The following is a 26,204-nucleotide window of genomic DNA, read 5'->3' on the forward strand; positions in this document are numbered from 1 at the left end:
AGCTCTCTTCTTTTTGAGTATAGCACTCTACCTAAAAAAAAACAATGCTACCTAAAAAATTTTTTTTAGTCAAAATTCTTGTTATTCACAAAATCCCATGCTATCATGAATTTAACAAGCTTTGAGAACGTTTTTAGAAAGGAAGATTAGCATGCTTTCAGATGAGCAATTAACTTTTTTAACGCAAATTGCCCGCGCCTTAGCTGGACAATTTGGTGAAGATTGTGAAGTTGTCATTCATAAAATCCAAGAACAGAGTATTGACAATTCAATCGTCTCAATTGAAAATGGGCATGTTTCCTCACGACAATTAGGTGACGGCCCTTCCCAAGTAGTCTTAGAGGCTTTAAAAAAAGACCCTCGGACATTAAAAGATCATATCAATTATTTGACCCGTACTCATGATGGCCGAATTTTAAAATCCAGTACCGTCTATCTAAAAAATCGTGAGGGTCAACTCGATGCCATCTTCGCCATCAATCAAGATATCACCAATTTAATTGTCGCAGAATCAGCAATAAAGTCGCTAATTGCCACCGAAGAATCAGAGGATGCCAAAGAACCAGATTACATTCCACAAAATGTCAACGAATTGCTAGATGACTTAATTGAAGAATCCATCAAAATTGTCGGTAAACCTGTTGCCCTAATGACTAAGGATGAAAAAATCAAAAGTATCCAATTTCTAAACAACAAAGGCGCCTTTTTAATTACCAAATCTGGAGATAAAATCTCAAAATTTTTCAATATTTCTAAATACACTTTATATAGTTATATTGATGCTACATGATAGTAATAAATTAAGTGAGTTCAATTGGAGTGAATCCAAAGCAAAAGATGAAAAATTTTGCTTTGGATTTTTTTAGTTACTTTACTCAAGTGATTTAGTAAAACACTAAACACAATATGAAGGCCTATACTTGATAAAACTAGTGGAATTTCTACCACTTAAAAAACACAACAATATTGCTAGAAAACAGTTTAAATCATAAAAGCTGATTAGGTTTGTTTAAGTCATTCTCATATTTCAAAGACCTTGGATAATTACGGTCATGTGACGAAAAAGATCAGAATAGAGGTCGTGGATATATTCGACTAGAGACTCAAAAAAATATGATAAGTAACTCAAAAACTCCGCCCAAGCGAAAACTTGGGCGGAGTTAGGGCGGATATTATATGATTTCACAATCTGCTTAATAATTAAAGACTTTGCAAATCCCCTATTTCTTCGAATTATTATTCTCATGATTTTTATAGCTGATTTTTCAATTTATTGTCATCATATTGCTCTTGGCTCTCCCACAATAAATTATCGCTAAAGAACACATATTCAACATTTTTCTTGATAGATATCAACGACCCGAAAATTTTCGCAAACTAAATTAGCTTCGGTAGAAAAGATCAGATCCCTTCCCTTAAATTGCACTGTGAAAAACTCTTCGTGGACTCGATACCAATGTTCATAACTTAAATCTCTTTCCCCTTCTGAACGGACAAAATCTAGACCTATTCATTGCTAAAATTTCAATCTTAGTTATTTGAATAATTGCTAATGGCTGTCCCTCTCCGTTTAAAATAATCTCAAATTGACCTATTTTAGCAATTCTGTCTTCCTTCAATTCATACAAATTTAGGGCTGAACAGGTGCCGGTTTTAATTTCTTATACTACCAACTACCTAAATAATCTGCCATTTTTTTACTACCATCCCCAAACATCCATAGTTCTGGAAAGGCTTCTGTCAAATTATTCCTTTTACTAAACTGCTTCCATTATTCTTCTATCTTACTCTGTACTGAACAACAAAGAAGGCAAAATGAAACTCTATTGAAATCGCTGAGTAGATTAAATTAGGTTGTAGAATTTTTTTAGCTTCCAACTATTAGAAAAGCTCTTTGTAAAAAAAGCAAACATACGTCATCTAGAATCCTTTATAAAAGTAATAATTTTAGCTCATCGTAATCTATGAGTAAAAAAATATGAGAAATAAACTAATAGCCGCCAAACATTTGTCTGGCAGCTTAGTTAATCTAATTATCTTTAAGTAACTGAATATTAGTTTGCTCTTTGAACTAGACATAATTTTTTTTTTGCCTGGTAATAAAATAACGCCATATTAAAACTTGTCATCATCATTTAGTTCTTTATCAATTCGTTTTTGTTTTTTTCTAGTTAATGTCGTCATAACTAATCGTGTGGCAAACATAAAAATAACGAAAAAGATAAAGTAGAACAGGAAGCTTTGTGGCCGGTAATTTGCACTAAGAAGAGCGAAAAGAATTACAGAAAGGGCCCCAGATATGAGTGTGCTGATTAAAAGATTGTTTACGCCATGATTTTTTGAGTTCCAAATATCGATTCCTTTTTGGTAATTGGCAATCGAGTTGTAACATCCACATCCAAGCAGGATAAAAAGTTCAACTGCATATTGCTGGAATGGTACTCTTAAAAAGAAGGCCTGCACAATAATGGCAACAAATAATATTATGACAAGCCATGCATAACCTTTACTTTGTATTTGTCTACGTTCTACCACAATTCGCTCATCTTGAAGATTCATATTTCTCATCTTATTTTCCCTCCCAAAATAAATCATTTAAAGTTTTGTCTAATACTTTACATATCGTGATACATAATTTTAGAGTTGGATTGTATTTTCCTCCTTCAATTAAACCAATAGTCTGTCGTGTAACACCTACTGCACTAGCTAATTCTTCTTGGCTCATGTCACGTTCAATCCGAGCAACTTTCATTTTTATATTCTTCACACCCTCAACACCTCTCTTCATTTTTATTATACTATATACAGGTCTTTTAGCAATATATATATTGCTTTCAATTGTATATAAAAGTGATACTGAGCCTATCACAATTAAAAAAAGTGAAAATATTCCCAGAACTAATGCATGTTGGACTAACAAATCGAACGCATTTTGCGGATTAATGGCATCATGGAAGGTAGTACGACAGAAATTTTTATTTATAAACATGAGTTTGAACATTTCGTAAAGATTGAGAGCCGTAATCTTGTCTAAATTTTCCATGTGAGAGAAAAAAATTGTAATTGAGAATACTTGAAAAAATTTCTTCATGAGATAAGAGTTTGTCATTCTTTTTTTGTAAAAATTTTTAGAAATCCCACCTTTGGCTCTTCTGATAAAAAACCAATAAACAATAGCATGAAATTTTAACATAGTAAAAAAGAGTTCTATTTTTTTAAATATCAAGTTAAATTCTTTTCCTTAATATCTTTTGTATTAATTGCTAACTTCAAGACACTCTAGCATCGACCTCGCCTTCTTCGCTTAAAAAAACACAATTTTCCAAATGTTGAGATTAGCAATTTTTTGGATTTTTGCTAGTATCCAAGGACAAAGCTTACTTAACAAATTTAAAAAAAACAGGTGTTAGCAATTTTTTTAATGAGGCTGTTTAACAGGTTTTTTTTAAGACTAGACCCTAATATTGATTTTTATTGCATAAGTTAATTTAGCAGCCCTAGATTAACTGGAATATCGGTATTGAATAGCAGAAAATCAAGAGAAAGGCTTTTGTTAATGGAGGATTAGATGGATAAAACACGGAGTTGGGATATTTTATTAATTGGCGGGGCCTCGGGTTCTGGAAAAACTATGATTGCCCGTACACTGGCCCGTCAGCTGGAGCTGGATTTGGTACGTGTAGATGATTTTCAGATGATGTTGGAGACTACCACAACATCAATTAGTCATCCGGCTATCCATTATTGGAATACACATCCAAATTGGATTGACGAAGGTGTTGCAGCAGCAGTAACTCATTTGATAAATGTTGGTAGAGAACTCACACCCGGGCTAAACGCCGTGATTGCTGACCACCTTGAAGAAAATATTCCAATGCTATTAGAGGGAGATTTTATTTTACCTGAACTCGCTGCCTCGCTAAAAAGTCCGAGAGTCAAAGCAATCTTTATTAATGAATTTGAGAAGGCGCAAATTCTGCAAAATTATCTAACTCGGGAGGGAAAACTTCAACCCTATCGAGCGGAAATTAGTTATGCCTATGGTGAGTGGCTCGCAGAAAAATGCAATGAGCTAGGAGTTTTAACGATAAATGCCCGCCCTTGGGACACACTTGGAGAGCGCATCATGGAGGTTTTAGTTGAATGAAAGAACAAATTCTTGAGCACCTTTGCTATACAGATTTAGTCTACCAACGAATCAATAAAAAACTTAAACTAGCCCTGACAAATTTTGAAATTGAGGACTTGATGTCTGAAATCATTTCAGCTTCTCAAAGTACGATAGAACGCCGTGGGAAAAATTTTTATATCGAGCATGCGACCAAAAAAATTCGTATCACTGTTAATGCCAATACCTATCGTGTGATTACAGCGGACCGTATACATGCTTAATATCAAACAAGCTATGAAAACCTGTTCTCCACAGGATTTCAAAGCTTGTTTTAACTTGAGTCTGCCTACCTCCGACTGGTGATACGATTTGCCAGAAAAATACTGACTGCTAATAAAATTACCCCCGCCGCAAACAGTAGCTGCTTCGATTGCCAATCTTCACTAACTAAAGTAAACAAATAGAATGGTCCCAATTGATCTTTGCTACTCGTTAAGCAGATGACAAAATAACCGATTGTCACCATTAAACTAGGAATCATTTGCCTGAAAATGCTCCAAAGAAAACAAGTAAGTCCCCCTAAAAAAATCACTGTCGCAAATTCTGCTAAAAAGAAGTTGATAAAATCAAAGGTGGATTGATTTATTTTTAGAATTCCTAAAAATAAGAGTAACGACACAGCTATCATTGCTAAAATTTCGGCTAGACGAATAATAAGAATTTGGCTATACGCTGTCTCTTTTGTCCGCACCACCTGTAAAATATTCTGTTGTTCGTCTAGTAAAAAAAGTGGCACAAATAAGACGACACCAATCAAGGTAAAAAAACGTTCGAGGACAATCGCTGCTTGAGAAGTAACTAAGTTTTCCATTCCCACAACAACTGGTAAAAAACACGTCAATAAAATAACTGGTACAACGAAGAAACTAAAATACTTTTTGAAAAAATAATACGCTAGCCTACTGTTTTTTTCCAAAGAGTCGTCCTCCTTTGCGCTTAAAGTCCACAACTAAAATGGTTCCAAATAGACAAATTATCCCAAGCACGCTCCAAAAAATTCGATTCGTAATCAGCTCCGGTAAGAGCTTGGAAAAGATATCCGTCTTGCCTACTGTATTAAAACGAGGAATCAGGTTCAATCCTTTTGCCCCAATCAATTGTCCATTTATACTGATACTGGCAAACCAGAGAATAAATTGTGCTGCAATTGCGACAATACCACCAAAGAGCTCTGTGATCAAAAAGCTCAAACCGACAACACCTAAAATGGTCGGGGTCAACCAGAGTAAAATATATTGATAATACAAGAATAAATTACTTGCCACGCCTAATTTGCTGGCAATCATTTCACTTTGCAAGGCCGGCATCAAAGAAAACAACAAGACTGGAATTAAAATTAACAGCACCGTGCTGATGTACCGTAATCCAATTAATTTTACTGTCGCAGTCTTTTTAGTATAAATAACTGCCTGAGCTTGAGAACGCCGGTCCCGCAATACCACAGTCGCTGACAAAAAGACTGGCGCAAGAGCCAAAATAATTCCGAAATAGTCACAGACAATTCGAGCATAAGCACCACTCACCTGATCGTCTTTTATTATCTGCTCATATTCTTCCAACGCCTCTTCATAAGTCATTGGCTCCTTAGTTTGTTCGTATTTATTTTGGTCAAAATCAGACCCTCCCCCGAGAATACTCGTCACCTGCTCCATATCTTTTTCAAAATCTGTATAGGAATTTCCTGAGAGTAACGGGAAAGCATACCCTTTAAAAATTGTCATGCCATCTTGTGTTTCTAGAGAAGCAAGTAATTCCGTTTCTAATTCTTGATAGCTCTTTCCGCTGGCTTTTTCCAAAATCTCTTTGATTTGATTTTTTTCGGTTTCACTCGGCGTTACTGATTTAAAAAAGCCTAACGGATAAGCTGTGTAATCATCAGAATAATAATCCCACAATAGGTCTCCATAGGTCTGCTCTTGAATTTTCTGGGTATCAGTCGTGATTTTAGTACCATAGTCCTCTTGATTTGGCTGAGGTGCTTTAACTGCCGTTAAGTCAGTGCCCAATTGTGTAAAGATAAAAAAGCCAACCACTGCAATCACTATCCAATACGTCAGACTTTTAACCGTCGTTTTCATTTCCTGAAAAAGTAGGGCCATGTCACTCACCTGCCTTTTCTAAACAATAGAGGTAGGCATCTTCTAATGTCGGTTGGACTTTTACCACTAGCGGATGTTGCATTACTGTAGCAGTTGGGTTGCCGATAAAACGAATTCGCGTCGATGTGCCTTCTACATGTAGGCTGATGACTTTAACCTGTCGCTTAACTTCTTCTGTCTCAGTCCGAGGTAGCAAAACCTCATAAATATTGCCTTCTGTGAGCATTAATAATTCCATTAATTCTCCAGAAAAAATAATTCTTCCTTGATCCATAATTGCCAGGTGATCAGCAGTCGCTTCAATATCACTGGCAATATGCGTAGATAACAGAACAATTCGCTCTTCGCTAATCTCACTCAATAAATTTCGAAAACGCAGCCGCTCTTCAGGATCAAGCCCGGCTGTCGGCTCATCGACAATAATAATTTGTGGCTGATTGAGTAAAGCTTGCGCAATCCCTAAGCGACGCTTCATCCCACCAGACATCGCCTTGACCTTCGTTTTGTAATTGGCAGACAAGTTTACTTGCTCCAATAACTCGGTAATTCTTGTTTTTCTAGCGTGGCCTTTGAGTCCTGCTAGCACTGCCAAATAGTCCATCGCTTCAAAAACAGTCATATTGCCGTACATTGAAAAATCTTGGGGTAAATAGCCAATCATCGAACGAATCTTTTGATATTCATGACTTGAAACCCCAGCCATTTCAATGCTGCCAGATTTGACAGGCAGTAAGGTCACTAAACTTTTCATCAATGTTGATTTGCCGGCGCCATTTCTGCCAAGTAAGCCATACATCCCTTTTTGAATTGTTAGATTAATATCAAAGAGCACTTGCTTTTTGCCGTAAAACTGATTGAACTGTTGAATTTTAATTTCCATCCTCAAACTCTCCTTTTATCAAAAACTCATTCTTGGTTCCTGTATACAGCTTAGCAAGCAAATCTCTATAATTTCTCTACATTCTAGATTTTTCCAGAAAAAAAGACTGGGACATTAGTAAAACAGAACTAAATTTCACGAACAAGTTCCAGTGAGAGTCACTAAATATTGCAGAGTTGAGACGAGGACCTACTGGACCCCAGTCACACACCATTTTCTGTCTCGAGAACCCAGTGGGCTGCAGAGACAAAAACAATATAGTTCAGAATTTTATCTGTTAAAAAGACTAATGTCATAGCCTCGATTTAATTAATAATAAAAGTAGCGGAGACCACTGCACCATTAGTTACGCCATTGGTCAGCTCCAACACGCCACCGTGTTTTTTGACAAGTGCTTCAGAAATTGTTAAGCCAAGACCAAAATGCCCCGCCTTATCCTTTGAGTAATACGCTTGAGTCGCCTGCAATAATTCCTGTTTAGAAAATCCAGGGCCATCGTCTTTGACAAAAATAAATAAATAGCCGCCCTCTCTTTGTAAGGTCACTTCCACACTATTTTTAGCATAAACTTTGGCATTACTTAACAGATTTTCAATGATCTCCATTATGAGATTTAGATCTATCAAAGCTGTTGTTGATATGTCACCAGATGTATGGAATGAAAATTTAGCACCTAATAGACTATTGCCTAAGTCTTGAACTAACTCAATTAAATGGTGCAACGACTGTTGTTTGCGATTGAGTTGAATTTCATCCAACCGTTGGATAGTTTTCATTGTTTCGGAGAAGTCCGTCAGACGCAGGATATTGTTTTTGATTTTGGTTAGGCTTTTGCTGAACTGCTCTTTTGAAAGCTGGCCCGTACCATAAAACTCTTCAATGATTTCTACATTGTTTTGAATAACTGCTAGGGGTGTTCTTAAATCATGGGAAAAAGCGGCATTTACATTTTTTTGTTCTTGATGCAATTGCTTAATCTCAGCTTGATTTCCTCTGAGACTTTGACGCAGCTGATCAAATTCTTGAATCAGCTCAGTGAATTCTTTTGGCCCTTCATAGTAAAGGGGTTGATTTAAATCTCCTTGATTAATTTTTGCCATACCTGACTGCATTAATAATAAGGGCTGTTGAATTTTCATTTTGGAAAAAAAATCCGCCACAAAATAAATCGCAAGTAAGCAATAGATAAAAATACTGCCAAAGCGCACGGCTTCTAATAATCTTATCGGCCAGAGATAGTCAATTTCAAGATTAATTGTCGGTCGCCACGTAAAAATTTCATAAAAATACAAATGACTCGTGTCCTCTAACAATAATCGCTCCCAAGAGACACAGAGGGCATTTGTCAAAAGCCATAAGGACAAGACAATTAAAAAACCAGCCAGTAAAATAATGGTTAAGCTGAACCGAATACTCTTGGCGTTTCCTTTTAGTTGCTCTATTCGCTCGTCTAGCCAATCCATTTATACCCTAGCCCCCAGACTGTTTGAATAATTTCCTGTGCCGTCATTTTTTTAAATTTCGTCCGTAATCTGCGCACATGCTCCGTGATAATCGTTGCATCGCCTTCTTTATCAAAGCCCCAGAGTGCATCGTAAATCTCTTCTCGATTAAATACTTGACCAGGATGCCGAGCTAATAATTCGGCAATTTGATATTCCGTTTTGGTCAACGGCACTAATTGATTTTCAATCCAAATTTCCTTTTGATCATATTTGATGTAAAGTGCTCCAAAAAAACCTAAACTACTTTGGTCTTTTTGACGTTCTTCTCTTCTTAAATGAGCCGTGACTCTCATTGCTAATTCTTTAAGGCTAAATGGTTTCAATAGGTAATCATCTCCACCGGCCATCAGTCCATCAAGGCGACTTTTCTCATCGGTCTGCGCAGAAAGAAAAATAATGGGACAACTGACCACTCCGCGAATTTCTTTACAAAACGTAATCCCATCCATTTCTGGCATAGCTATATCTAGTAAAATTAAATCCGGCTTTAACAATAGTTTAGCTCGAGCTACCAAAGGGTTTTCAGCAGTAAGTACCTGATAACCAGAGAGGGTTAAGTAATCTTTGAGGGTTTCTAGTAACTCGATTTCATCATCAATGACTAAAATTTTTTTCATTTTGCCGCTCCCATCCACTGAATTAGCTTCCTCTTTTTGAAGGATACCTGAATCAGTCACTGCTAATTTTTTCATCAGTCAGTTTATTGAACACGACAGTCTTTTCTTTCATGGAGATTTTCCCCACTTCATAGCCATAGCTAGGCAGCTCTTTTTTAAATTTCAAAAAAGAATGGTCAATCGGAATTCCCGCCTTCGCTTGAATCTCGTCAAAACTCAACTTAAAAGAACTGCGACCGTCTTCTTTCACTGCTTGCCATAATGGATCAAACTTACTCATGTTGACCCCTCCTAAAAGTGTTTAATTTTGTTAACTTTTCTCTACAAATTAGCCCAAGTGGACTTTAAAACTTGGTCTCTACACCTGCGAAGCATTAAGAAACGTCGCTAATTCAGCCAGATTTTCTGATAAAAGCCCTGTTTCCTTCGGTTCTGTTTTAGCTATCAGTGAAGTGAGTTTTTTATCTAAAAAACCCATTCTTTCTTGCCTTAATTCGCCACCAAAATTATAAGTCTTCGTCGCGTGAGCCAGTAATTCTGCCGGAAAGTTGCTGGTGAAAAAGGCATCTACCTCAGCAGGCGTGGTACAGCATATAAATAAGGTCACCTTCTTTTTTAGCAACGATGCTAAATGAACTTCACAGAAATGTTTGACCTCTTTGCGGATTTTCCCCACATAGATTGGACTCCCGATAATAATTTGGTCAAATTGTTCCAAATCTACAGCTTGATTCGTTTTCAGATTTACCAGTGTGCTGGCTCCTTTTACCTGATCCTTGAGGGTTTGCGCACAGTCCTCTGTACAGCCATATTTACTCCCATAAACAATCAATGTTTTCATTTTTTCTCCTTATTGTAGAAGTATTTTGTAGCTTCAATTGCTTTTTCTTTTGCTCTCACAAAAATTTTACCATGCAAAATCCACTTTTCATTATACTTTTTTATTAGTTCGTAAATAAATTAATTCTGTTTCAGCCTTGAATAAATGAAACTCCAGCTTTTCAAGTAACTGAATAGAGGAGAAATTTTCGATTTCTACTTCTGCAAAAATTTTTTGATAGCCATTCTGAAATAAAAAATCAATCATCGCTGATACAGCTTCATAGCTGTATCCTTGACGAGAAAATTTGGGATGAATGGAATAGCCCAGCCAACATCCATCGTTTTCCTGCTGCAAATAAATATCCCCTAACAGCTCATCCGTCTGTACATCAGCAATTGCGTATTGCTTTCCCTGCGTTAGCTCCTTATCTGAAAGCAAGCTCAAGCGGTATTCTTCTTCACTGAGATTTTTAAAGCCTTGATACTGCATCCAGTGACTATCATTATGATACTTCGCAAAGCGCGATACATCTTTTTCTTTAAATTCACGAATCCGACAGCGTTGTGTTAGTACATCCATAGTTGGCTCCTGTTCATTTTACTTTGTGGCTTTAGTTTACCGCTCTTTGATTTGTTTAATTGTTGAAGCCAGGTAAAAACTTGTGCGAGCTGTCATTTAAAATCATTTTGAAGTGCATTTGGGAAGTATAAGAACAGCTTGATGAGGCTGTGACATTAGTTAGAACAGACCCGAACTTTACGAACGGTATTTAGTGAAAATCGCTAAATATTGTTCATTTGCGACGAGGACCTACTGGACCGCAGGAGCAAATATAATACAGTTCGGGATTTCAGCTGTTAAAAAGACTAATGTCACAGGCTCATCTTTTGAATGGCGAGTCCTTCAATAAAGGCGCCCAAAAACATCAATCCCACACCGAAACAGACCACGATGATTTCTGGACTTGCTAGCCGAATATCTCTGAACTTCTTGGTGATGACCTCTTTGCCGGATACTTTGACAATACTAATTGTTGCCAGTGAGCAAAGAATCAGCATCTGACCGAACATTTCTATCAAACCAGCGTTCTGGGTAAAATGAAATAGCCCAAATATTCTTTCAACTAGCGGAACTGCAGCACGTTCAACGGAAAATGACCAAGTACCCAAGGTTACAGCATTAATTGCAATTAACACAAAGAAGACCAAATAGCCTGTCGAAAAATAATTCGATTCATTCTTTCTTTTCTTTGAAAAAAAGTGAGCCAATAAAAATGAAAACTACAGAAAACAAGTTCCAGCAAAAAATGCGCAGGGCATTTTCAAAAAGGCTATTGGTCAATTCAAAGCTGGCACTTTGCTTTCCTTTAAAAAAACCATTTGGTAATAAAAAGTAACTTAAAATAACTATGATGATAAAACTGACTAAAAAAGTAATTAAACAATAAACAATTCTTTCTGACAACTTTTCACTTGCCAGCTTCGCTTTTAAAGATCTCATATTTCCTCCAATAAATTTCTTAATTGCCATTTGATGGCCGTTTTATCCAGAAGCTCTTCGTATCTCTTTCAAGTGTCTTTGCCATCACCGTAATAATTAATTCTTCTATATTGTTAACATTACTCTAGTAAGAGCTTTAAAAATTGGGAGTTTACTCATTTTCCACCTGCTGATTTTTTATTTCGCCAGCTGATTTCCTGATCAAACCAAGTTATGATATCTTCTTTTAAATCTAAAATCGTATCATCTAAAGGAATCGTTAGTCCACGACAGCCGCCGTCACATCTTGCAATCGTTCGTTTACGCCCACAGCCATACCCTGCTTCAATTTTTTCCTTCAAATAGTTAGGCAATGTTTGAATCAGTTCGTGATAGTTTTCAGTTTTCAATGGTTTAACGTTCAGATGAAAGCCATTGTTCAAAGAAGCATTCAAGCCAAAAACATCTTTGCGTTTATAGCAATATCTAATATAGATATGAAATCCTTTAATTTCAATTATACTGGTTAATCCTTGTGCTATATATCGTTCATTGAGCTCCGATACAAAATCTTGAATCTCCTTGGATAAAGAAGAAATTGTATCTGTAAGAATTCTATCAGGCTCTATTTGTTTGTTTTCTAAACTATGGTAATCACAACGAAAGAAAATATCTTGATTGTTCAGATTACCTCGTTGAGCTTCAGCGAAAGCCATGATTTTTAATCCCACGAGCATCTTTGGATCATCAGGATAACTTACTTTAATCTCAGATAGCTCAAACAAATTTACTTTTTTTTGTGTAAGATCTACCTCAGAAATGATTAATCCACAGCAGTTTAAAAAGCGTAAACATTCAAGAGTTTTTGCAGTGGAAATTTTTTTATTAAATATCTCTGGTGAACAAATCAAATCCATACCATCAGCGCTAGGTGTACCGATGCGACCAATATTTAGTAACAGATTTTTTAAATGATTTAAAAAGGGATAATAAACAGACAACGTTGTACGGTTTTCATAGGCGTGATTGACTTTTTTACTTGTGTCATATGTATGGCCCTCAAGCATTGCTTGGTTAAATAAATGGACCAAAAAAGTCCGATAGCTTAGCACACCTATCCTAATCTGTTCTTCGCCCGCTATCTCCAGAAAATCAGAATGAATGCTATCCATCTCATCAGCTACCGGTGGTAAAATAGTTTTTAAATAGCTAGCTACTTCAGGTAATGTTTTTCTCAATGTAAAGTCCCCTATCATAAAAAAACTCCTTACTTAATTGTATAAAATTATTACTTGTTTTCAACGATAAAATGAACACGTCTACTATTATCTAACTGCTTGATAATCACTAGACGTGTTTTTTTTAAGCTTCTTTTAATTTTAGTGGAACATAGCGCTGCATTTGACGATAGCCTAAGCCTTTTTCAATATCCTGCTGATATTTATTTTCTTCATCTAGATAGGGCATGTTAAACATAAAACTACGGGCTTGATCAACTTCAAAGTTCGTGCCTGCCACCCATTTAAAAATTTTCTCGTGAACTTTTTGAATGCTTTCATCATCCTCATCGATACTAACCGCCATAGCGTAAAGTCCCCCGGGAAAATCAATGATTTGTAATGGGCTGACATCCGCTTGTGTCACTTCATCTTTCACAGCACAGATCATTTCCCCCTCTTCTTCACTGACCAAAAGAAAATCCAAGCAATCAAAAATCACTGTTTGATATAGCTCATAATGTTGCCATAATTTGAACATATATCCACCTGGACTAAAAATTTCTTCAAAAGAGCGTTTACCAGAAGTCACCGCTCTAAACCTAGGAATTCGAATGACCATCACATCTGGAACTTTTTTATCTAGCTTTTCAGTGATTTCTACCAAACGACTCACATTATTAGGCTTACCAGCATACTCCACATTCGTCAACTCCGTCTCAATATCCTTCGCCTTGTTATAAAGTTTTTTGATATCTGAATTATCTAAGAAATTTGCTTTTTCAATCTCTTCAATAAAATCCAGAACAATTTCTCTTAGTTCATTTAATAGTGCTACTTCCTCATCAATATTTTCGACCTTTTGTCCCAAAACATCCAACACCACTTCAGATCCTGCTGAAGCAAAAATTCGTTGAATATCTTTGATACTAATATTAAGCTTGCGTAAAATCAAAATCTGTTCCAATCGTTGAACTGCGGCATCATCATACATCCGGTAAGCCACATCTTCATTCCGAACACTGGTAATCAATCCCATATCCTCATAATAACGAAGTGCTCTGGCGGTAATATTATACTTACTTGATACCTCACGAATTTTGATTAAATCTCCCATAAAAAACAACTCCTTAAAATTTATTAATTTTAGTTTATATGCTTCCCTAAAGGTAGAGTCAAGAATAAGTTGAATGTTTTTAGCTACTGAAAATATTTGAACTAAATATAAGTTAGCTTACGTTTACTAAGTGAGTGGTGAGGTAATCTCGATGTGATTACCCTCACTGTCAACAAACTCAGCGACCCAGTTTTCACCAATTTTTGTCAAGGGAAAACAAATTTCAAGATTGTTGATTTTTTCTTGTAAAATAGCAACGGTTGGGACTTCTAGACTTGGTAAACAGTTACTGCCAAAAGTGTGGGGCTCAGGCATTTTTTGATAAGTAAAGAGCCCAAATCTAAAACCATTTATGTCAAACACACTGTAAATATCATCTGAGACGATTGGGGCTCTTTCAAAAAAATCTGTATAAAATTTTATCGCTCGTGCCATATCTTTGACGCAAATGTAGAGGGATGTAAGGTTAATCTCCATAATTTAAGCTCCTGAATTAAACTAGTTTCAAATTTGATTTAAATGCTATTCATGGGTTCCTTAATTGATGTCAAAACTTTTCTTTGCAAATTATACTGTTTGCTAACAACTTATAATTTCGGTTCAGCCTTTACTCCATTCTTCAAAGATAGCTCCAATCACGCCTTTTAATTGATGAACACCACTATCTTTATTCGTCATGACAACAAGACCTTGAGCTGTTTCTGGATAAAAAAGCAAGCCGCATTGATAGCCTTGCCCCCAGCCAAATGAGCTAAACTCTATTTGATTTTCAACTACATCTAAAAATACTCCTAAACCTGCGTAAGAGGCATAGTCAGGAGCTGTTTTCATTTCATCGTAAAAGTTTTTCTCAATGCCCAATTGACTCTTATTTGAAAAAATAGCTGAGATTTCTACTAACAATTTCGCTAAATCTCTTGGTGTACTCCATAAACCAGCACCACTAGCGTATGGATAGATACTATAGTTATTTGCAATTAGTTCATTGTCTTTGTTATACCCTTTGACACAATCTTTTTCAGCAAAAAAAGCATAGTTTTCTGGGTAAAAACTATTAGTCATACCAAGTTTAGAAAAAATTCTTTCTTCCACAAGCCTGGTAAAAGGTTCCTGTAATAGTTCCTCCACCACATACTCAACTACCGCATAACCAGCGTCTGAATAGTCAAATTGTTGGTTTGGTGCCGTCGTAATGCTAATTTTTTCTTTACAATAAATTGTTTTTCCTAAAAGTAGCTCTAAAACTTTTGGTGGTGCATCTTGAAGTTCTAATACATCAAAAGAGCCTGCTGGGTCTTGAATGCCTGCAGTATGCGAAAGTAACTGCCTCAACGTTGGAAAGCCTGTAGTCGATTGAAGCGGCAAATTTTTTATTAATTGATTGATGGGTGTATCAATCTCAAGTTTTCCTTCTGATGCTAATTGTAAGACGAGAACAGCGGTTACGAGCTTACTGATTGAGCAAGCATTAAACAACATATTTCCAATCTGTTCTTTTTCCGTATTGGTTGAATATTCCTCAAGCTTTCCATTTGTAATAGAACAAACCTCAACATTTGGAACGATATACTGTTTGGCTAATTCATTTAAGATTTTTTGATTCAACATCAACACTTCAACTCCTTCAAATTGATTCATTATATATTTTAAGCGCTCTCTTAACCTCCAAATTAAATGGAGTAACTCGAGACTTAATTTCTGTACTTAGAATAGGACTAGCCACATGTTCATTAAATTTAAAATCTTACCTGCCTGCACCTGATTTTTTAATTTAGCTTATTGGATTCAGATACGCTTTCAATCCTCTTTGAATACTTTGCTGGGTGTCACACTATTAAATACTGTCATTTAAAATTTTAGTTAATCACCTTAACTTTGTCAATTCGTTTCCGTTTTTTATTCGAAATAAAAAATTGAATTCAGCTACTGTATAGCACGCTGAAAAATGGTGAGCTAACTTTGGCGACGCTTTAGAAAAAGGTGGCGTGGAAGTTGAAAAGGCAGAAATTATTTCTCTTGTTATGGGGTTGTGTATTTTTATTTCCGATGAATAACTCAAGTTGTTTTCAGCGATTTGCTACAGGCTTTTAAGTTACTCTGCTTGAAAAATAACGATAATGAAACATCTAAAAAATGAGAAGCCCAATAAAGTCCATGTAATCCGACATTATTCTACAAAAAAATTTGTTATGCAAAAATAAGAAATAATCGCAAACCAATATAATAATCCCCAAAATCCCTAAAAAACTTGATAGTAATTTTGTGCCGCTATTGCTCTTGGCTTGGCTATTGAATATTTTCAATGCCAGATTATCAGAATCTTGTATCTGTTTTCTAGCATGCTACCGACAATAACTGCCTCCATTTCGACATTATCTTGTTTTACACTTGGTACAATGAGTTCATCATCAATTAAAAAATGATTTATCCTATCATTGCAATCCTATTAAAATTGGCTGCAGCCCCTTAGTTTACTTAATCAAGTTCCAAGTTATTTTGATAACTATCAAGAATCAATTCAAAAACCATTACTATTAAAAATTTGACAATAATTTTTGATTTGAATTTTTAAAAAAATTATCATTTATTAACAATTTTTTCATTCCCTCTTTTGAAGTTTCCGGTGATTTTTGCTAATAGCAACTGGCTCTCTTCCGGTGTTGCTTTTTCCAACTTCTTTAATAATTGAACAGACCTTTTACCGCTAAGAATCATTACCTGCTTTCCATAATGATAAATGAAAACTTTAGCATCTTTTCTTTCCTGATAAGTAAAAGCATTTTCTTGAACTAGTTTTTCTAAACTCATGATTTCCCTCCAATTACCCCAAAGCTCTTTAGACAGCTAGTTATGGCTAACTCTTTTATATCACTCTCCATAAACTTGAAGGGTAATTATTTGCTGATTTTCTCACTGCAATCTAGTGCCATATTGGCTGACGCCCAATTAACCTACCAATAATTTTTGTTTTCACTAGACACAATAGCTTTTTTTAACAATTTGTTATTATGAATCATAGTTTCTGAGACCAGCCCTCAATTATTAGACACACACTCCCTAACTTCAGCTTCTCTTAAGCGCCTCACTTCAGTTTTCTCAAAAGTTTGATAACACTTCTTCTGATACAAAGCGTCATTTTGAAATGGGCGCATCCCAGTGCGATTCAAATAAGAAATAAAATCTTCCTGTGTAGAAAATATTTTGTAAGATCTTCTTCCTGAGTCATTGACCAGTCCATAGATTCCGCAACTCCGCTGTTTAGTATATTCAGCGGTTCTTAAATAGAGTTTGGCAAGCTCAAGGGATTTGAAGGTGGAATTCCAGCGGCGAACATTTCGTTTAGCATCAGCCTCAATGCAAATACATCGGCCACATGCCCCACAAATATATTGAGTATGTTCTTTAAGACAGGCTTCTTTATTTAAAAGTGGGGTGGCTTTATTATGACTACTATAGCATTCCGGACATACGGACATCTTCATCCCTCCTCAATTATATTGTAATATCAACAACTATTTTGGCAAGCTCCTTTAAATAAAAAGGAGCTGACCTCCGCAGTTTACAAAAAGGTCAGCTTCTTACTAATTTTTAATTCGTTCAGCCAAAGGTCCCTTACCGACTTCCTTCATTACTAATCGGGGAACAAGAAGGCCTAAAATAAATACCAGCAGCAGCGCTACAATAATTTGTATAACAGGTAGTGTAAAACTGGCATAAGACGCCACTTGTTTTACTGCTAAAAAGATACCGTAAGTTAGAGCCATGCCAAATGTCGAAACTAACAAAGTGATAATTAAACTGTAATAGCTGCCCTCCATTGTCAGCATCTGAATAACTTGCTTGCGGGTCATGCCAATACTTTCCATTGTTGCTAATTCCTGTTTGCGAGCTAAAATACTGGTCGTCAAAATGTTCACAAAATTTAAGAGCCCGATCAATATTAAAATAATCGCCAATGTGTTACCTAAAACTCTTAACATCAGCGTTTCATTTTCTGCTCTTTGACTCATCTCCAGCTTTGTCGTCAGGACATAAGCCTGTTGTCCACTTAAAATAGATTCCAATTGACTTGTGATTGTGGTTTCATTTTCCTGCGCCACATCAAATTGACAATCAGCTAATTCTCCAACTGGAAATAATGTATGAAAATAGTTTTCGGCAATAAACATGACCGGTGCACCGTTTTGAGTTTGAACCGCCTGATAATCTGTAGGAATAAAACCGCCAATTGCAAATGAGCCCGATGACTGGGTGCTCTTTTCGGTATAGTTAATTTGACTCAGCTGCTTAAAATCCTGTGGCTTATCAGATTGCACCAAAGCGAACTCGCCATTTTCGAAAGCTTCGCTATCAAAATCAGCACCGATTAGTTTTTTCGCTTCAGCTGTCGACAGGCTTCTAATTTCACCTACAAAATTCTCAGTGGTTATTTGACTCGTATCGACTTGTCCATATTTAAAGGTGTCATTATAAGTATCAAGGTAATTTGCATATTGATTGGCCTCATAAGGAATCGCCACAAATACACGGTAAGTGACAGCTACGTTCGAAATTCCTGTTTGATTGTCTAATAGTTGCTTGACGGACTGGGTGATTGCTTGGTTTTGACTAGAATTATCATTTTGGAAGGTCTGTGAGTTATCAATGGTCACATCATGGCTTAGCTCACTGAGGACAAATTTTTCAAAATCAATACTTTTAATTACCGTATTCACAGCGACAAAAGAAGTAATACCTAAAAATAAACTAACGATAACCACCAAGGCCCTTTTTTTATCACGGAATATATTGCGCCAAGCCAATGTAGATAATTTTCCTCCATGCAAAGAATGAACTTGTTTTTTATGTCCCGTTCCTTCGGTATAATGCAACGCCAAAACTGGTGAAACTTTTGCTGCAAAGTTGGCAGGCTTAACAGCACTGATTAGCGTCATCACAAAAGAAAATAAACTAGCGCCTAAATAAATCAACGGTTGAAGAGAGACGACGGCTGCATCCGCATAGACGGTTGCTTGAAGCACAAAGGGAATAAGTAAAAAAGAAATCCCTGTGCCAATCAATAGCCCAATCGGGATACCGATTATCGCCAACAAAAGCGCTTGTTTTAATACAATTTTTCGCAATTGTTTTTTTGTGGTTCCAACGGCTTTTAATAAACCAAAGAAACGAATATCATTGGCAACTGAAATATACAGCACATTATAAATCAGTAGTCCGCCTGAGATTAAAATGATCAACAAAAACAAAACAATGCCGATTAAGACCGTTCCCATATCCTGTGTAGATTCTCGCAGAGTAGCTGAAATCTCCTGTGTGCTTGTTAGTTTCAACTGTTTAGCTAAGGCTTTATTCGCCTCAGCAATATCTATGCCCTCTTGATACTTAAAAGAAGTAAAAACATTCTCATTTGTTTGCAAATAATTATTTTTAAAAGCGTCAGACACAAGTAAATAGCTGTATTCTGGCGCCCGTTGACTAATGTATTCAGTATAGTAGCCAGACAATCTAAAGGTGTTGCTTATCTCCTGATTGTTTACCGTGAAGCTCACTGGGATCTCCATCCCAATTTTGGGTTTCGTGATTCCTAAAGCCTCTAATGCATAAATTGGAACTAAGACTTCATTTTCTTTTTCTGGATAGCTGCCGACAAAATCAGAGATGGTAGGCTCTCTTAATTGTTGCCATTCCCCTTTGCTAAACCAATGGAGCAGCAATTGGACTTTATCATTTTTGATGCTATCTGCTGCAACAGTTGCAACGGTTGTTTGTTGGCCATAAGCTAAAATATCTGAATCATCTTTTAGCGTCGTTAACTGACTGTCAGACAAATTATTCACGCTGGCATCTGCCACAGTTCCGACGTATTGAATCATTTGCTGGTTGTTGGATTCGACAAAACTTGAGCCTAAAGAAATCACCGAGGTAATCAAGAGTGTCGTTAAAGCAATGGCTAAAATCACAAAGACATTACGGCGTTTGTTTGCAGCAAAACTTTTCTTCCATAGTTTACTAGTAATCTCTTTTTGTGTTTTCATCCCCAGTCACCACCTGTGACAGAAATTTCCGAAAGCTTGCCATCTTCAATCCGAATAACTCGGTCACTCAGCTGAGCAATTTGATCATTATGGGTAATCATAATCAAGGTCTGTTGAAATTTTTTGGTGGTTTGCTTTAATAGCCCCAACACATCTTGGCTACTGCGGCTATCTAAATTTCCTGTCGGCTCGTCCGCTAAAATAATCGCGGGCTTTGACGCCAGCGCACGGGCAATTGCTACCCGCTGCTGCTGTCCACCTGAAAGCTGATTTGGCAAGCTATATTCTTTTCCCTTTAGCCCCAATACACCAATGATTTCGGCTACAAATTCTTCATCCACTCGATTGCCATCAAGTTGAATTGGCAACACAATATTTTCATAGACATTCAAAATGGGCACCAGATTGAAGGATTGAAAAACAAAGCCGATACTGCGCCGGCGAAAAATCGTTAACTCTTCTTCACTCATAGTCTCCAGTTCATTGCCAGCAATCTGAATCTCACCACTAGTCGGGCGATCCAAGCCGCCAATTAAGTTCAAGAGACTACTTTTGCCTGAACCGGAAGTCCCAACAATTGTCACAAATTCCCGCTGCTTAATCGTCAAATTCACATCATTAACCGCGAAAACTTGATTTTCCCCGGCCCCGTAAATTTTCATTAAATGTTTCGTTTCTAAAATATTCATCACGTTTCCCCCTTCTCACAAGACCACTATAGCAAGCATATCTGTCAGCCTTATGACAAATACGGCTAAACTTCTGTCAGTTCTGTAAGAAAATAGAAATTGTCGTGAGTTGCTGCTGTGACTCTGCCACCAGATAACCACCACTTGCTTCAATTATCAATTTACTTAAATAAAGACCAATCCCAACACCATCCTCAGCCAGAGAATTGCTGCCACGAAAATATTTTTGAAAAATTTTGGGTAGCTCCTCTGCTGAGATGGTAGGTCCTTGATTGGTAACTTGGATGCGAGTATAGGAGATTAATTGTTCGACCGAAATTCCAATGATCGTCTGTGGCAGGGCATATTTGACAGCATTATCAACGATATTACTTAAAGCCTCCATCAGCCAGCGAGAATCGTATGTCAAACTCAAATCAGATTGGTTAGCTAGCTCGATTCGACATTCTTTTATCTCTGCTTGAGAATTATGTTGCTGAATGACCTGCATAAGAGTCTCTTGCAATGGGGAAATCTGTTGATTGAGGACCAATGTATTGGTCTCAAGTCGAGCAATCATTAAAATTTCCTCCGTTAAAAAACGCAAGCGTTCCACATTGCCTTGAATTCTCCCCATAAACTCCTGCTGCTCCATTGCTGTTAAAGAACTATTTTCCAGTAGTTCTAAATACATCGATAAGCTGGCTACTGGGGTCTTTAATTGATGAGAGATATTTGCGATGGTCTCCTGTGTCCGATTTTGTTCAAGGACTACTTGTTGATTAAAATCTTGATTCATCGCCGCAATTCGTTTAGCCTTATAGACAATTTTTGAATCTTGGCCTTCTTGAAAAGCTAAGGTATTTTCCGGCAGCTTTTGTTGAAGCGTCTGATCAAGAACTGCTTCAATTGAGACTAACTTTTTCTGATACTCTCGCCGTAAAAAAAACAGCCAGCAAATAAAAACTAGTGCTATGAATAAAATAAGTACGAAGGCTGTCATTTATTTCCCCCTTTGCCAAAGATAACCCACGCCATGAATCGTCTGAATAAATTCAGGTTGTTTACTGTCGGTTTCAATCTTTTTTCGTAATCGTCGAATATTCACGGAGAGAGTGTTTTCATCGACAAATTTCCCTTGGTCATCCCAAAGAACTGACAGCAGCTTGTCTTTTTCTAAAACAATGCCTGAATTTTTTATCAGATAGTGGAGTAGGCGAAATTCTGTTGTAGACAAAAAAATTTCCTCCTGCTCTTTGAAAAAGCGATGCGTCGCCAAATCTAGGCGAAAGGGGCCACTGATAAGTTCAGTATTATTGACTTCCATTCTGCGAAAAACAGCGGCCACTTTAGCTTTCAAAATGGCCAAAGAAAAAGGCTTCGTGATGTAATCATCAGCCCCAATGGTAATCCCCCGCACCACATCTGTTTCCATATCCAAAGCAGTTAAAAAGAACACGGGGGTTTGAGAAAACTTACGAATCTCCAAGCATAAATCAAACCCGTTTCCATCTGGTAAATTGACATCTAACATAATGAGTTCAGGATTTTTTTCTTTGATTAAAGCAATTGTTCCACTAGCTCGATCATTGGTTACCACTTGATAGCCCTCTTGTTCTAAACTAAATGAAATTCCCCGCCTTAAATCTTGATCATCTTCAATTACTATAATGGTCTTTTCCATCAAATCAGCCTTCCTAATCCGCTAGCTCGTTTTTTTTTGTTTCATATTGTTACTTTTCAAAAGTAGACTGCCGTTACTACTTAATTCTAATTGGCAAAAATGAACTTTTTTTCTATTGGTACCTTTGTCATATTTTTTCAGATAGCTGTAAAAAAGGTAGAAAGAGCATGAAAGTTAGCTATCCTGCTTTTGAACGTTTTTTCTCCTGAAAAAATTTATTTATAAAAAATTTTCCAACAATGAAATAATCAGGCTCTTAAATACGTATCCTATCAATTATACTATCCGTTTGATTGTTTTTCTAGACTCCACAAGAATTGCGAGGCGACTAATGTCCTTATATAATCTAGTAAAAATCATTTTTAACTTATGAAAATTGTCCTGCTCTCTCCTGTTATCATAATCTACTAGTTAAAATTATCATGATATAATAATTTCAAACTTTTACAAAGGAGCCTTGAAAATGGCAAATCAGTTTAAACTAACCATTGATGGTAAAGTCTATCATTCTGCTGATATTACCAGTGAGCTTATCGCAAATGCATTGGTCAAAAAGGAGACAGAGTTCGTTATTCTAGAACCAGAAAAGCCAATCCATGATAGTCTTTATCTCCAATATGCTGCTGTCGAAATACGCTTTCTATCACCAGCAGGAGAAATGACTCACTATTCTTATCTCCCAGATAGCGATGAAGAAGTTGTCCCAATGTTTTTAAATTACTTTAATAAAAACGAAATTCCTGATATTCAAGATTGGCAGGACATAACATCTTCCTTTCAACCTCATTTACTGAAAAGAATTATGAATAGGTTCAAAAAAAGAGATATTGAGTAATTCCTTGTAACTCTTAGCCTGTCCACCAAAAAAAGATTGCCGAAGCAACCTAGTTTAATCAAAAATCCGATTGGTTGATGAGCCATCTCTTGTTAAAGCTATATCTGCCCGGCGAAATCATTTCGAAAAAAATAATTAGCGCACCTAATAGCGGTAGTAAATACCAGGCTATCCACCAATTGCTGTGATCTCGATCATGCAGTCTTCTGGCTCTAACCGTAAAATTTGCAAGCCATATCAACATACCTAAAAGGACAAACCCGATAGTTACCATATTCCATTCTAACACAACATAGCGATCTCTGGTCGTAAACTCAACATAATTTTGAATTCCAACTATGGATGAATAAATCCCCATTACAAAGTAATTGACGACCTGCGGCCACCAGTATTGGCTTCTTGTGGCAGAGCCCTCCATATTGGTAATATTTTGCCAATATTCTTTATACGCCTTAATCATTTCGTCGCCCCCTTTACTAAAAATATTTCAAAAAACCAAGAAAATGTCAACCTGTATTTCTCTGTTAAATCAGTTTAAGTCAAGGATGACAACAAAAGAGATAGAAAATCACGAAAGATTTTGTGATTTTCTATCTCTTAAATAGTTATTTTATTTGGTTTCAATTGTGACACTTACCGTTTGCACAGGCACATCATAGAAAGGATCTTCTCTACGGCCTAAGAAGTCTTTGGCTTGTTGTGGGAACAAGGCGTAATCTAAAACATCTTCTTCTGATTTTGCGTACTCTTTGATTTCTTTTCTAAATTCAGGTAACTGGGGCGCAATTAAATCAGCCGGTCGAACGGTCACCACTGCTTCGTCGCCGATGATTTTTTCTTTAATCTCTTCTGAAATAGCGACAGGTGGCTGGCCGTATAAGCCCTTCACGTAATCTTTAATTTCAGTTGGAATTAATTTGTAGCGCTCACCAGAAATCACGTTCATCAACGCTTGAGTCCCCACCATTTGAGACAACGGAGTTACCAAAGGAGGATAACCTAAATCAGCCCGCACTTTTGGCACTTCAGCTAGTACCTCATCGTATTTATCTTGTAAGCCTTGTTCTGTTAATTGGCTTAATAAATTGGATAACATGCCACCAGGCACTTGGAAGATTAATGTTTTCGGTTCGACATCTTTCACTTTGGGATTCAAAATGCCTTCGTTGCGGAAACGGTCACGAATCGGATTAAAGTATTCGGCAATTTCGGTTAATTTTTCTTGGTTTAACCCCGTATCAAAGCCTAATCCTTCTAAAGCAATCGAAACAGATTCCGTTGCCGGTTGACTCGTGCCGCCAGCAAAAGAAGAAATAGCTGTGTCGATAATATCCGCACCCGCTTCAGCGACTTTCAAATAGGTCATTTCAGAAATTCCACTAGTTGCGTGAGTGTGAACTTCTAATGGTAAATCGATGCTGTCTTTGATACGACTCACCAATTCAAAACCAGTTTCAGGCGTAAGCACCCCGGCCATATCTTTAATACAAATTGAATCTGCACCTAAGTCTGCCATTTCTTTGGCTAATTTCACAAAATAATCAACCGTATGGAAATCACTAGTCGTGTAAGAGATCGCTGTTTGGATATGTCCGCCAGCTGCTTTCCCAGCTAAGACAGAAGTTTTCAAATTCCGTGTGTCATTTAAGGCATCGAACACACGAATCACATCAATCCCGTTTTGAATCGATTTAGTTACGAAATCAGTTACCACATCATCAGCATAATTTTTGTAGCCTAAAAGGTTTTGTCCTCTTAACAACATTTGTAATTTGGCATTTTTAACTTCTTTACGAATCGCCCGTAATCTTTCCCATGGGTCTTCATTTAAAAAGCGCAGGCAGGAATCAAACGTTGCCCCTCCCCACATTTCTAAAGAATGGAAGCCGGCTTCGTCCATTGTTTTTAAAATCGGTAGCATATCGGATGTCGGCATTCTAGTGGCGATTAAGCTCTGTTGACCGTCCCGCAAGACGGTCTCCATGAAACGAATTTTTTTCATTGCAATCCTCTCTTACTTCTTTACTGGAAATAATTTACTCAAGATCATTGAGGCAAAGTAGATGACTAGAATCACGACGAAGACGCCGCCCCAACCAAAAACTAATAACTGCAACGCTGTTTGTAACGCTTCTGACATGTTGGTTCCTCCTCATTTTTTATATCGTGTAGCACGCTTTGCCAAGCTCCCTCAACGTGTAACACATTGAGGGAATACTTGGAGAACAAATTGTCTTAACCGCCTAACAAGGCTAAAACTAATCCACCAGCGATAACTGAAGCGATTTGTCCAGACACGTTGGCACCCGCCGCATGCATCAAGATAAAGTTTTGCGGATCTTCTTCGGTTGCCATTTTTTGAATCACTCGACTACTCATTGGGAACGCTGAAATCCCAGCTGCCCCAATCATTGGATTGATTTTTTCTTTGCGGAATAGGTTCAAGACTTTGGCGAAGAGTACCCCACCGATTGAGTCCATCACGAAAGCGACTAACCCTAAGCCAATTACCATTAAGGTATCGACTTGCAGGAATTCGTTGGCTTGCATCCGCACAGAAATTGTCAAACCTAATAGAATTGAGATAATATTTACCAATTCATTTTGGGCCGTTAACGACAGACGGTCTAACACGCCACATTCTCGCAACAAGTTCCCGAACATTAAGAACCCAACTAATGGTAAGGACGCTGGTGCAATTAAGCCAGCCACAATCGAAATGACAATTGGGAAAATAATTTTCGCTGTTTGCGATACTTCACCTGCCCGGTAGTTCATGCGAATCCGGCGTTCATGTTTGGTTGTCACCGCTTTGATCGCAACTGGCTGAATAATTGGCACTAACGCCATGTAGGAATACGCGGCAACCATGATCGCCCCTAGATATTTCGAGTTCAACGTATTGGCTACGAAGATGGAGGTTGGTCCATCCGCCGCCCCGATAATTCCGATTGACGCTGCATCGTTAATATCAAAACCGATTAAAACAGCCACGATAATTGTGAAGAAAATTCCGAATTGGGCCGCAGCACCGAATAATAACAGAAAAGGATTTTGTAACAGCGGGCCGAAAT

The 26,204-nt window shown here is 37.1% G+C and carries 32 protein-coding genes; 4 read left to right on the forward strand and 28 right to left on the reverse strand.

Going from position 1 to position 26,204, the window contains the following annotated elements:
- Positions 1-151: 151 nt before the first annotated feature.
- Positions 152-790, forward strand: coding sequence for a helix-turn-helix transcriptional regulator (locus AC1Z3S_RS08085; protein ID WP_461737286.1), 639 nt, complete (start codon positions 152-154; stop codon positions 788-790).
- Positions 791-1,330: 540 nt separating this feature from the next.
- Here the strand turns inward: AC1Z3S_RS08085 and AC1Z3S_RS08090 are convergent.
- The 4 genes from AC1Z3S_RS08090 to AC1Z3S_RS08105 all read right to left on the reverse strand — a co-directional run bounded on the left by AC1Z3S_RS08090 (position 1,331) and on the right by AC1Z3S_RS08105 (position 2,788).
- Entirely contained in the window at positions 1,331-1,510 is a 180-nt protein-coding gene (locus AC1Z3S_RS08090) for an ASCH domain-containing protein (protein WP_461739975.1), read from the reverse strand.
- On the reverse strand, positions 1,461-1,658 hold the full coding sequence (locus AC1Z3S_RS08095; protein WP_461739976.1) for an ASCH domain-containing protein: 198 nt from the start codon (positions 1,656-1,658) through the stop codon (positions 1,461-1,463). Before AC1Z3S_RS08095 ends, AC1Z3S_RS08090 begins: the two co-directional genes overlap by 50 nt.
- Before the next feature lie 457 nt (positions 1,659-2,115).
- Entirely contained in the window at positions 2,116-2,568 is a 453-nt protein-coding gene (locus AC1Z3S_RS08100) for a DUF6773 family protein (protein ID WP_461739938.1), read from the reverse strand.
- 1 nt (position 2,569) lies between these two features.
- On the reverse strand, positions 2,570-2,788 hold the full coding sequence (locus tag AC1Z3S_RS08105; RefSeq protein WP_461739977.1) for a helix-turn-helix transcriptional regulator: 219 nt from the start codon (positions 2,786-2,788) through the stop codon (positions 2,570-2,572).
- 780 nt (positions 2,789-3,568) lie between these two features.
- Between AC1Z3S_RS08105 and AC1Z3S_RS08110 the strand changes: the two genes are divergently transcribed.
- Complete coding sequence (locus tag AC1Z3S_RS08110; protein WP_461739939.1) at positions 3,569-4,147, forward strand: hypothetical protein; 579 nt, start codon at positions 3,569-3,571, stop codon at positions 4,145-4,147.
- Complete coding sequence (locus tag AC1Z3S_RS08115; RefSeq protein ID WP_461739940.1) at positions 4,144-4,392, forward strand: DUF3781 domain-containing protein; 249 nt, start codon at positions 4,144-4,146, stop codon at positions 4,390-4,392. Before AC1Z3S_RS08110 ends, AC1Z3S_RS08115 begins: the two co-directional genes overlap by 4 nt.
- Positions 4,393-4,457: 65 nt before the next feature.
- Here the strand turns inward: AC1Z3S_RS08115 and AC1Z3S_RS08120 are convergent, their stop codons facing one another.
- From AC1Z3S_RS08120 to AC1Z3S_RS08215, 20 genes are all read right to left on the reverse strand, one after another.
- Positions 4,458-5,087, reverse strand: coding sequence for a hypothetical protein (locus tag AC1Z3S_RS08120; RefSeq protein WP_461739941.1), 630 nt, complete (start codon positions 5,085-5,087; stop codon positions 4,458-4,460).
- Positions 5,071-6,270 carry an ABC transporter permease gene (locus AC1Z3S_RS08125; RefSeq protein ID WP_461739942.1) on the reverse strand — a complete coding sequence of 400 codons (1,200 nt, stop codon included), beginning with the start codon at positions 6,268-6,270 and terminating at the stop codon, positions 5,071-5,073. Before AC1Z3S_RS08125 ends, AC1Z3S_RS08120 begins: the two co-directional genes overlap by 17 nt.
- 1 nt (position 6,271) lies before the next feature.
- Positions 6,272-7,150 carry an ABC transporter ATP-binding protein gene (locus AC1Z3S_RS08130; RefSeq protein ID WP_461739943.1) on the reverse strand — a complete coding sequence of 293 codons (879 nt, stop codon included), beginning with the start codon at positions 7,148-7,150 and terminating at the stop codon, positions 6,272-6,274.
- Positions 7,151-7,455: 305 nt separating this feature from the next.
- On the reverse strand, positions 7,456-8,613 hold the full coding sequence (locus AC1Z3S_RS08135; RefSeq protein WP_461739944.1) for a HAMP domain-containing sensor histidine kinase: 1,158 nt from the start codon (positions 8,611-8,613) through the stop codon (positions 7,456-7,458).
- Positions 8,601-9,272 (reverse strand): response regulator transcription factor, encoded by a 672-nt coding sequence (locus AC1Z3S_RS08140; RefSeq protein WP_461739945.1) that lies wholly within the window; start codon positions 9,270-9,272, stop codon positions 8,601-8,603. The genes AC1Z3S_RS08135 and AC1Z3S_RS08140 overlap by 13 nt, the downstream gene beginning before the upstream one ends.
- 52 nt (positions 9,273-9,324) lie before the next feature.
- Positions 9,325-9,552 carry a hypothetical protein gene (locus tag AC1Z3S_RS08145; protein WP_461739946.1) on the reverse strand — a complete coding sequence of 76 codons (228 nt, stop codon included), beginning with the start codon at positions 9,550-9,552 and terminating at the stop codon, positions 9,325-9,327.
- Positions 9,553-9,630: 78 nt separating this feature from the next.
- On the reverse strand, positions 9,631-10,113 hold the full coding sequence (locus AC1Z3S_RS08150) for a flavodoxin domain-containing protein (protein ID WP_461739947.1): 483 nt from the start codon (positions 10,111-10,113) through the stop codon (positions 9,631-9,633).
- Positions 10,114-10,203: 90 nt separating this feature from the next.
- Positions 10,204-10,674 (reverse strand): GNAT family N-acetyltransferase, encoded by a 471-nt coding sequence (locus AC1Z3S_RS08155; protein WP_461739948.1) that lies wholly within the window; start codon positions 10,672-10,674, stop codon positions 10,204-10,206.
- Positions 10,675-10,967: 293 nt separating this feature from the next.
- Positions 10,968-11,291 (reverse strand): hypothetical protein, encoded by a 324-nt coding sequence (locus tag AC1Z3S_RS08160; protein ID WP_461739949.1) that lies wholly within the window; start codon positions 11,289-11,291, stop codon positions 10,968-10,970.
- A gap of 37 nt (positions 11,292-11,328) precedes the next feature.
- The gene (locus tag AC1Z3S_RS08165) at positions 11,329-11,625 is read right to left on the reverse strand and encodes a hypothetical protein (RefSeq protein ID WP_461739950.1); all 297 of its coding nucleotides are present in this window, start codon (positions 11,623-11,625) and stop codon (positions 11,329-11,331) included.
- Positions 11,626-11,750: 125 nt separating this feature from the next.
- Positions 11,751-12,812: a hypothetical protein gene (locus AC1Z3S_RS08170; protein ID WP_461739951.1), complete on the reverse strand. Its 1,062-nt coding sequence runs from the start codon at positions 12,810-12,812 to the stop codon at positions 11,751-11,753.
- A gap of 124 nt (positions 12,813-12,936) precedes the next feature.
- Positions 12,937-13,908, reverse strand: a complete 972-nt coding sequence (locus AC1Z3S_RS08175; protein ID WP_461739952.1) for a MerR family transcriptional regulator — start codon at positions 13,906-13,908, stop codon at positions 12,937-12,939.
- Between the two features lie 126 nt (positions 13,909-14,034).
- Positions 14,035-14,385, reverse strand: a complete 351-nt coding sequence (locus AC1Z3S_RS08180) for a VOC family protein (RefSeq protein WP_461739953.1) — start codon at positions 14,383-14,385, stop codon at positions 14,035-14,037.
- 123 nt (positions 14,386-14,508) lie between these two features.
- Entirely contained in the window at positions 14,509-15,516 is a 1,008-nt protein-coding gene (locus tag AC1Z3S_RS08185; protein ID WP_461739954.1) for a serine hydrolase domain-containing protein, read from the reverse strand.
- 972 nt (positions 15,517-16,488) lie between these two features.
- Positions 16,489-16,716 carry a hypothetical protein gene (locus AC1Z3S_RS08190; RefSeq protein ID WP_461739955.1) on the reverse strand — a complete coding sequence of 76 codons (228 nt, stop codon included), beginning with the start codon at positions 16,714-16,716 and terminating at the stop codon, positions 16,489-16,491.
- A gap of 227 nt (positions 16,717-16,943) precedes the next feature.
- Positions 16,944-17,390, reverse strand: a complete 447-nt coding sequence (locus tag AC1Z3S_RS08195) for a hypothetical protein (RefSeq protein ID WP_461739956.1) — start codon at positions 17,388-17,390, stop codon at positions 16,944-16,946.
- Between the two features lie 99 nt (positions 17,391-17,489).
- Complete coding sequence (locus tag AC1Z3S_RS08200; RefSeq protein ID WP_461739957.1) at positions 17,490-19,943, reverse strand: FtsX-like permease family protein; 2,454 nt, start codon at positions 19,941-19,943, stop codon at positions 17,490-17,492.
- Positions 19,940-20,632 carry an ABC transporter ATP-binding protein gene (locus AC1Z3S_RS08205; RefSeq protein WP_461739958.1) on the reverse strand — a complete coding sequence of 231 codons (693 nt, stop codon included), beginning with the start codon at positions 20,630-20,632 and terminating at the stop codon, positions 19,940-19,942. Before AC1Z3S_RS08205 ends, AC1Z3S_RS08200 begins: the two co-directional genes overlap by 4 nt.
- A gap of 76 nt (positions 20,633-20,708) precedes the next feature.
- The gene (locus AC1Z3S_RS08210) at positions 20,709-21,614 is read right to left on the reverse strand and encodes a sensor histidine kinase (protein ID WP_461739959.1); all 906 of its coding nucleotides are present in this window, start codon (positions 21,612-21,614) and stop codon (positions 20,709-20,711) included.
- Positions 21,615-22,295 carry a response regulator transcription factor gene (locus AC1Z3S_RS08215; protein WP_461739960.1) on the reverse strand — a complete coding sequence of 227 codons (681 nt, stop codon included), beginning with the start codon at positions 22,293-22,295 and terminating at the stop codon, positions 21,615-21,617. It abuts the gene before it with no gap.
- Between the two features lie 463 nt (positions 22,296-22,758).
- Here AC1Z3S_RS08215 and AC1Z3S_RS08220 point away from each other — a divergent pair, with 463 nt between their 5' ends.
- A complete protein-coding gene (locus tag AC1Z3S_RS08220) occupies positions 22,759-23,130 on the forward strand; it encodes a hypothetical protein (protein ID WP_461739961.1) in 372 nt (123 codons plus the stop codon).
- Positions 23,131-23,188: 58 nt separating this feature from the next.
- Here AC1Z3S_RS08220 and AC1Z3S_RS08225 read toward each other — a convergent pair whose 3' ends face one another.
- From AC1Z3S_RS08225 to AC1Z3S_RS08240, 4 genes are all read right to left on the reverse strand, one after another.
- Positions 23,189-23,590: a DUF805 domain-containing protein gene (locus AC1Z3S_RS08225; protein WP_461739962.1), complete on the reverse strand. Its 402-nt coding sequence runs from the start codon at positions 23,588-23,590 to the stop codon at positions 23,189-23,191.
- A 150-nt stretch (positions 23,591-23,740) separates the two neighbouring features.
- Positions 23,741-25,132 (reverse strand): oxaloacetate decarboxylase subunit alpha, encoded by a 1,392-nt coding sequence (locus AC1Z3S_RS08230; RefSeq protein WP_461739963.1) that lies wholly within the window; start codon positions 25,130-25,132, stop codon positions 23,741-23,743.
- Between the two features lie 12 nt (positions 25,133-25,144).
- Positions 25,145-25,270 (reverse strand): OadG-related small transporter subunit, encoded by a 126-nt coding sequence (locus tag AC1Z3S_RS08235; protein ID WP_265456672.1) that lies wholly within the window; start codon positions 25,268-25,270, stop codon positions 25,145-25,147.
- A 95-nt stretch (positions 25,271-25,365) separates the two neighbouring features.
- A partial coding sequence (locus AC1Z3S_RS08240) for a sodium ion-translocating decarboxylase subunit beta (protein WP_461739429.1) occupies positions 25,366-26,204 on the reverse strand: 839 nt, incomplete at its 5' end.

The organism is Enterococcus sp. LJL90, from assembly GCF_056924355.1.

Excerpts from the sequence above, each read along its gene's own strand:
- AC1Z3S_RS08155 (WP_461739948.1), bottom strand. The coding sequence starts at position 10,674 with ATGGATGTACTAACACAACGCTGTCGGATTCGTGAATTTAAAGAAAAA.
- AC1Z3S_RS08195 (WP_461739956.1), bottom strand. The coding sequence starts at position 17,390 with ATGAAGATGTCCGTATGTCCGGAATGCTATAGTAGTCATAATAAAGCC.
- AC1Z3S_RS08145 (WP_461739946.1), bottom strand. The coding sequence starts at position 9,552 with ATGAGTAAGTTTGATCCATTATGGCAAGCAGTGAAAGAAGACGGTCGC.
- AC1Z3S_RS08100 (WP_461739938.1), bottom strand. The coding sequence starts at position 2,568 with ATGAGAAATATGAATCTTCAAGATGAGCGAATTGTGGTAGAACGTAGA.
- AC1Z3S_RS08165 (WP_461739950.1), bottom strand. The coding sequence starts at position 11,625 with ATGGCAATTAAGAAATTTATTGGAGGAAATATGAGATCTTTAAAAGCG.
- AC1Z3S_RS08190 (WP_461739955.1), bottom strand. The coding sequence starts at position 16,716 with ATGAGTTTAGAAAAACTAGTTCAAGAAAATGCTTTTACTTATCAGGAA.
- AC1Z3S_RS08185 (WP_461739954.1), bottom strand. The coding sequence starts at position 15,516 with ATGTTGAATCAAAAAATCTTAAATGAATTAGCCAAACAGTATATCGTT.
- AC1Z3S_RS08220 (WP_461739961.1), top strand. The coding sequence starts at position 22,759 with ATGGCAAATCAGTTTAAACTAACCATTGATGGTAAAGTCTATCATTCT.
- AC1Z3S_RS08085 (WP_461737286.1), top strand. The coding sequence starts at position 152 with ATGCTTTCAGATGAGCAATTAACTTTTTTAACGCAAATTGCCCGCGCC.
- AC1Z3S_RS08130 (WP_461739943.1), bottom strand. The coding sequence starts at position 7,150 with ATGGAAATTAAAATTCAACAGTTCAATCAGTTTTACGGCAAAAAGCAA.
- AC1Z3S_RS08175 (WP_461739952.1), bottom strand. The coding sequence starts at position 13,908 with ATGGGAGATTTAATCAAAATTCGTGAGGTATCAAGTAAGTATAATATT.
- AC1Z3S_RS08205 (WP_461739958.1), bottom strand. The coding sequence starts at position 20,632 with ATGAATATTTTAGAAACGAAACATTTAATGAAAATTTACGGGGCCGGG.
- AC1Z3S_RS08150 (WP_461739947.1), bottom strand. The coding sequence starts at position 10,113 with ATGAAAACATTGATTGTTTATGGGAGTAAATATGGCTGTACAGAGGAC.
- AC1Z3S_RS08235 (WP_265456672.1), bottom strand. The coding sequence starts at position 25,270 with ATGTCAGAAGCGTTACAAACAGCGTTGCAGTTATTAGTTTTTGGTTGG.
- AC1Z3S_RS08200 (WP_461739957.1), bottom strand. The coding sequence starts at position 19,943 with ATGAAAACACAAAAAGAGATTACTAGTAAACTATGGAAGAAAAGTTTT.
- AC1Z3S_RS08125 (WP_461739942.1), bottom strand. The coding sequence starts at position 6,270 with ATGGCCCTACTTTTTCAGGAAATGAAAACGACGGTTAAAAGTCTGACG.
- AC1Z3S_RS08140 (WP_461739945.1), bottom strand. The coding sequence starts at position 9,272 with ATGAAAAAAATTTTAGTCATTGATGATGAAATCGAGTTACTAGAAACC.
- AC1Z3S_RS08225 (WP_461739962.1), bottom strand. The coding sequence starts at position 23,590 with ATGATTAAGGCGTATAAAGAATATTGGCAAAATATTACCAATATGGAG.
- AC1Z3S_RS08135 (WP_461739944.1), bottom strand. The coding sequence starts at position 8,613 with ATGGATTGGCTAGACGAGCGAATAGAGCAACTAAAAGGAAACGCCAAG.
- AC1Z3S_RS08230 (WP_461739963.1), bottom strand. The coding sequence starts at position 25,132 with ATGAAAAAAATTCGTTTCATGGAGACCGTCTTGCGGGACGGTCAACAG.
- AC1Z3S_RS08210 (WP_461739959.1), bottom strand. The coding sequence starts at position 21,614 with ATGACAGCCTTCGTACTTATTTTATTCATAGCACTAGTTTTTATTTGC.
- AC1Z3S_RS08105 (WP_461739977.1), bottom strand. The coding sequence starts at position 2,788 with ATGAAGAGAGGTGTTGAGGGTGTGAAGAATATAAAAATGAAAGTTGCT.
- AC1Z3S_RS08115 (WP_461739940.1), top strand. The coding sequence starts at position 4,144 with ATGAAAGAACAAATTCTTGAGCACCTTTGCTATACAGATTTAGTCTAC.
- AC1Z3S_RS08180 (WP_461739953.1), bottom strand. The coding sequence starts at position 14,385 with ATGGAGATTAACCTTACATCCCTCTACATTTGCGTCAAAGATATGGCA.
- AC1Z3S_RS08110 (WP_461739939.1), top strand. The coding sequence starts at position 3,569 with ATGGATAAAACACGGAGTTGGGATATTTTATTAATTGGCGGGGCCTCG.
- AC1Z3S_RS08215 (WP_461739960.1), bottom strand. The coding sequence starts at position 22,295 with ATGGAAAAGACCATTATAGTAATTGAAGATGATCAAGATTTAAGGCGG.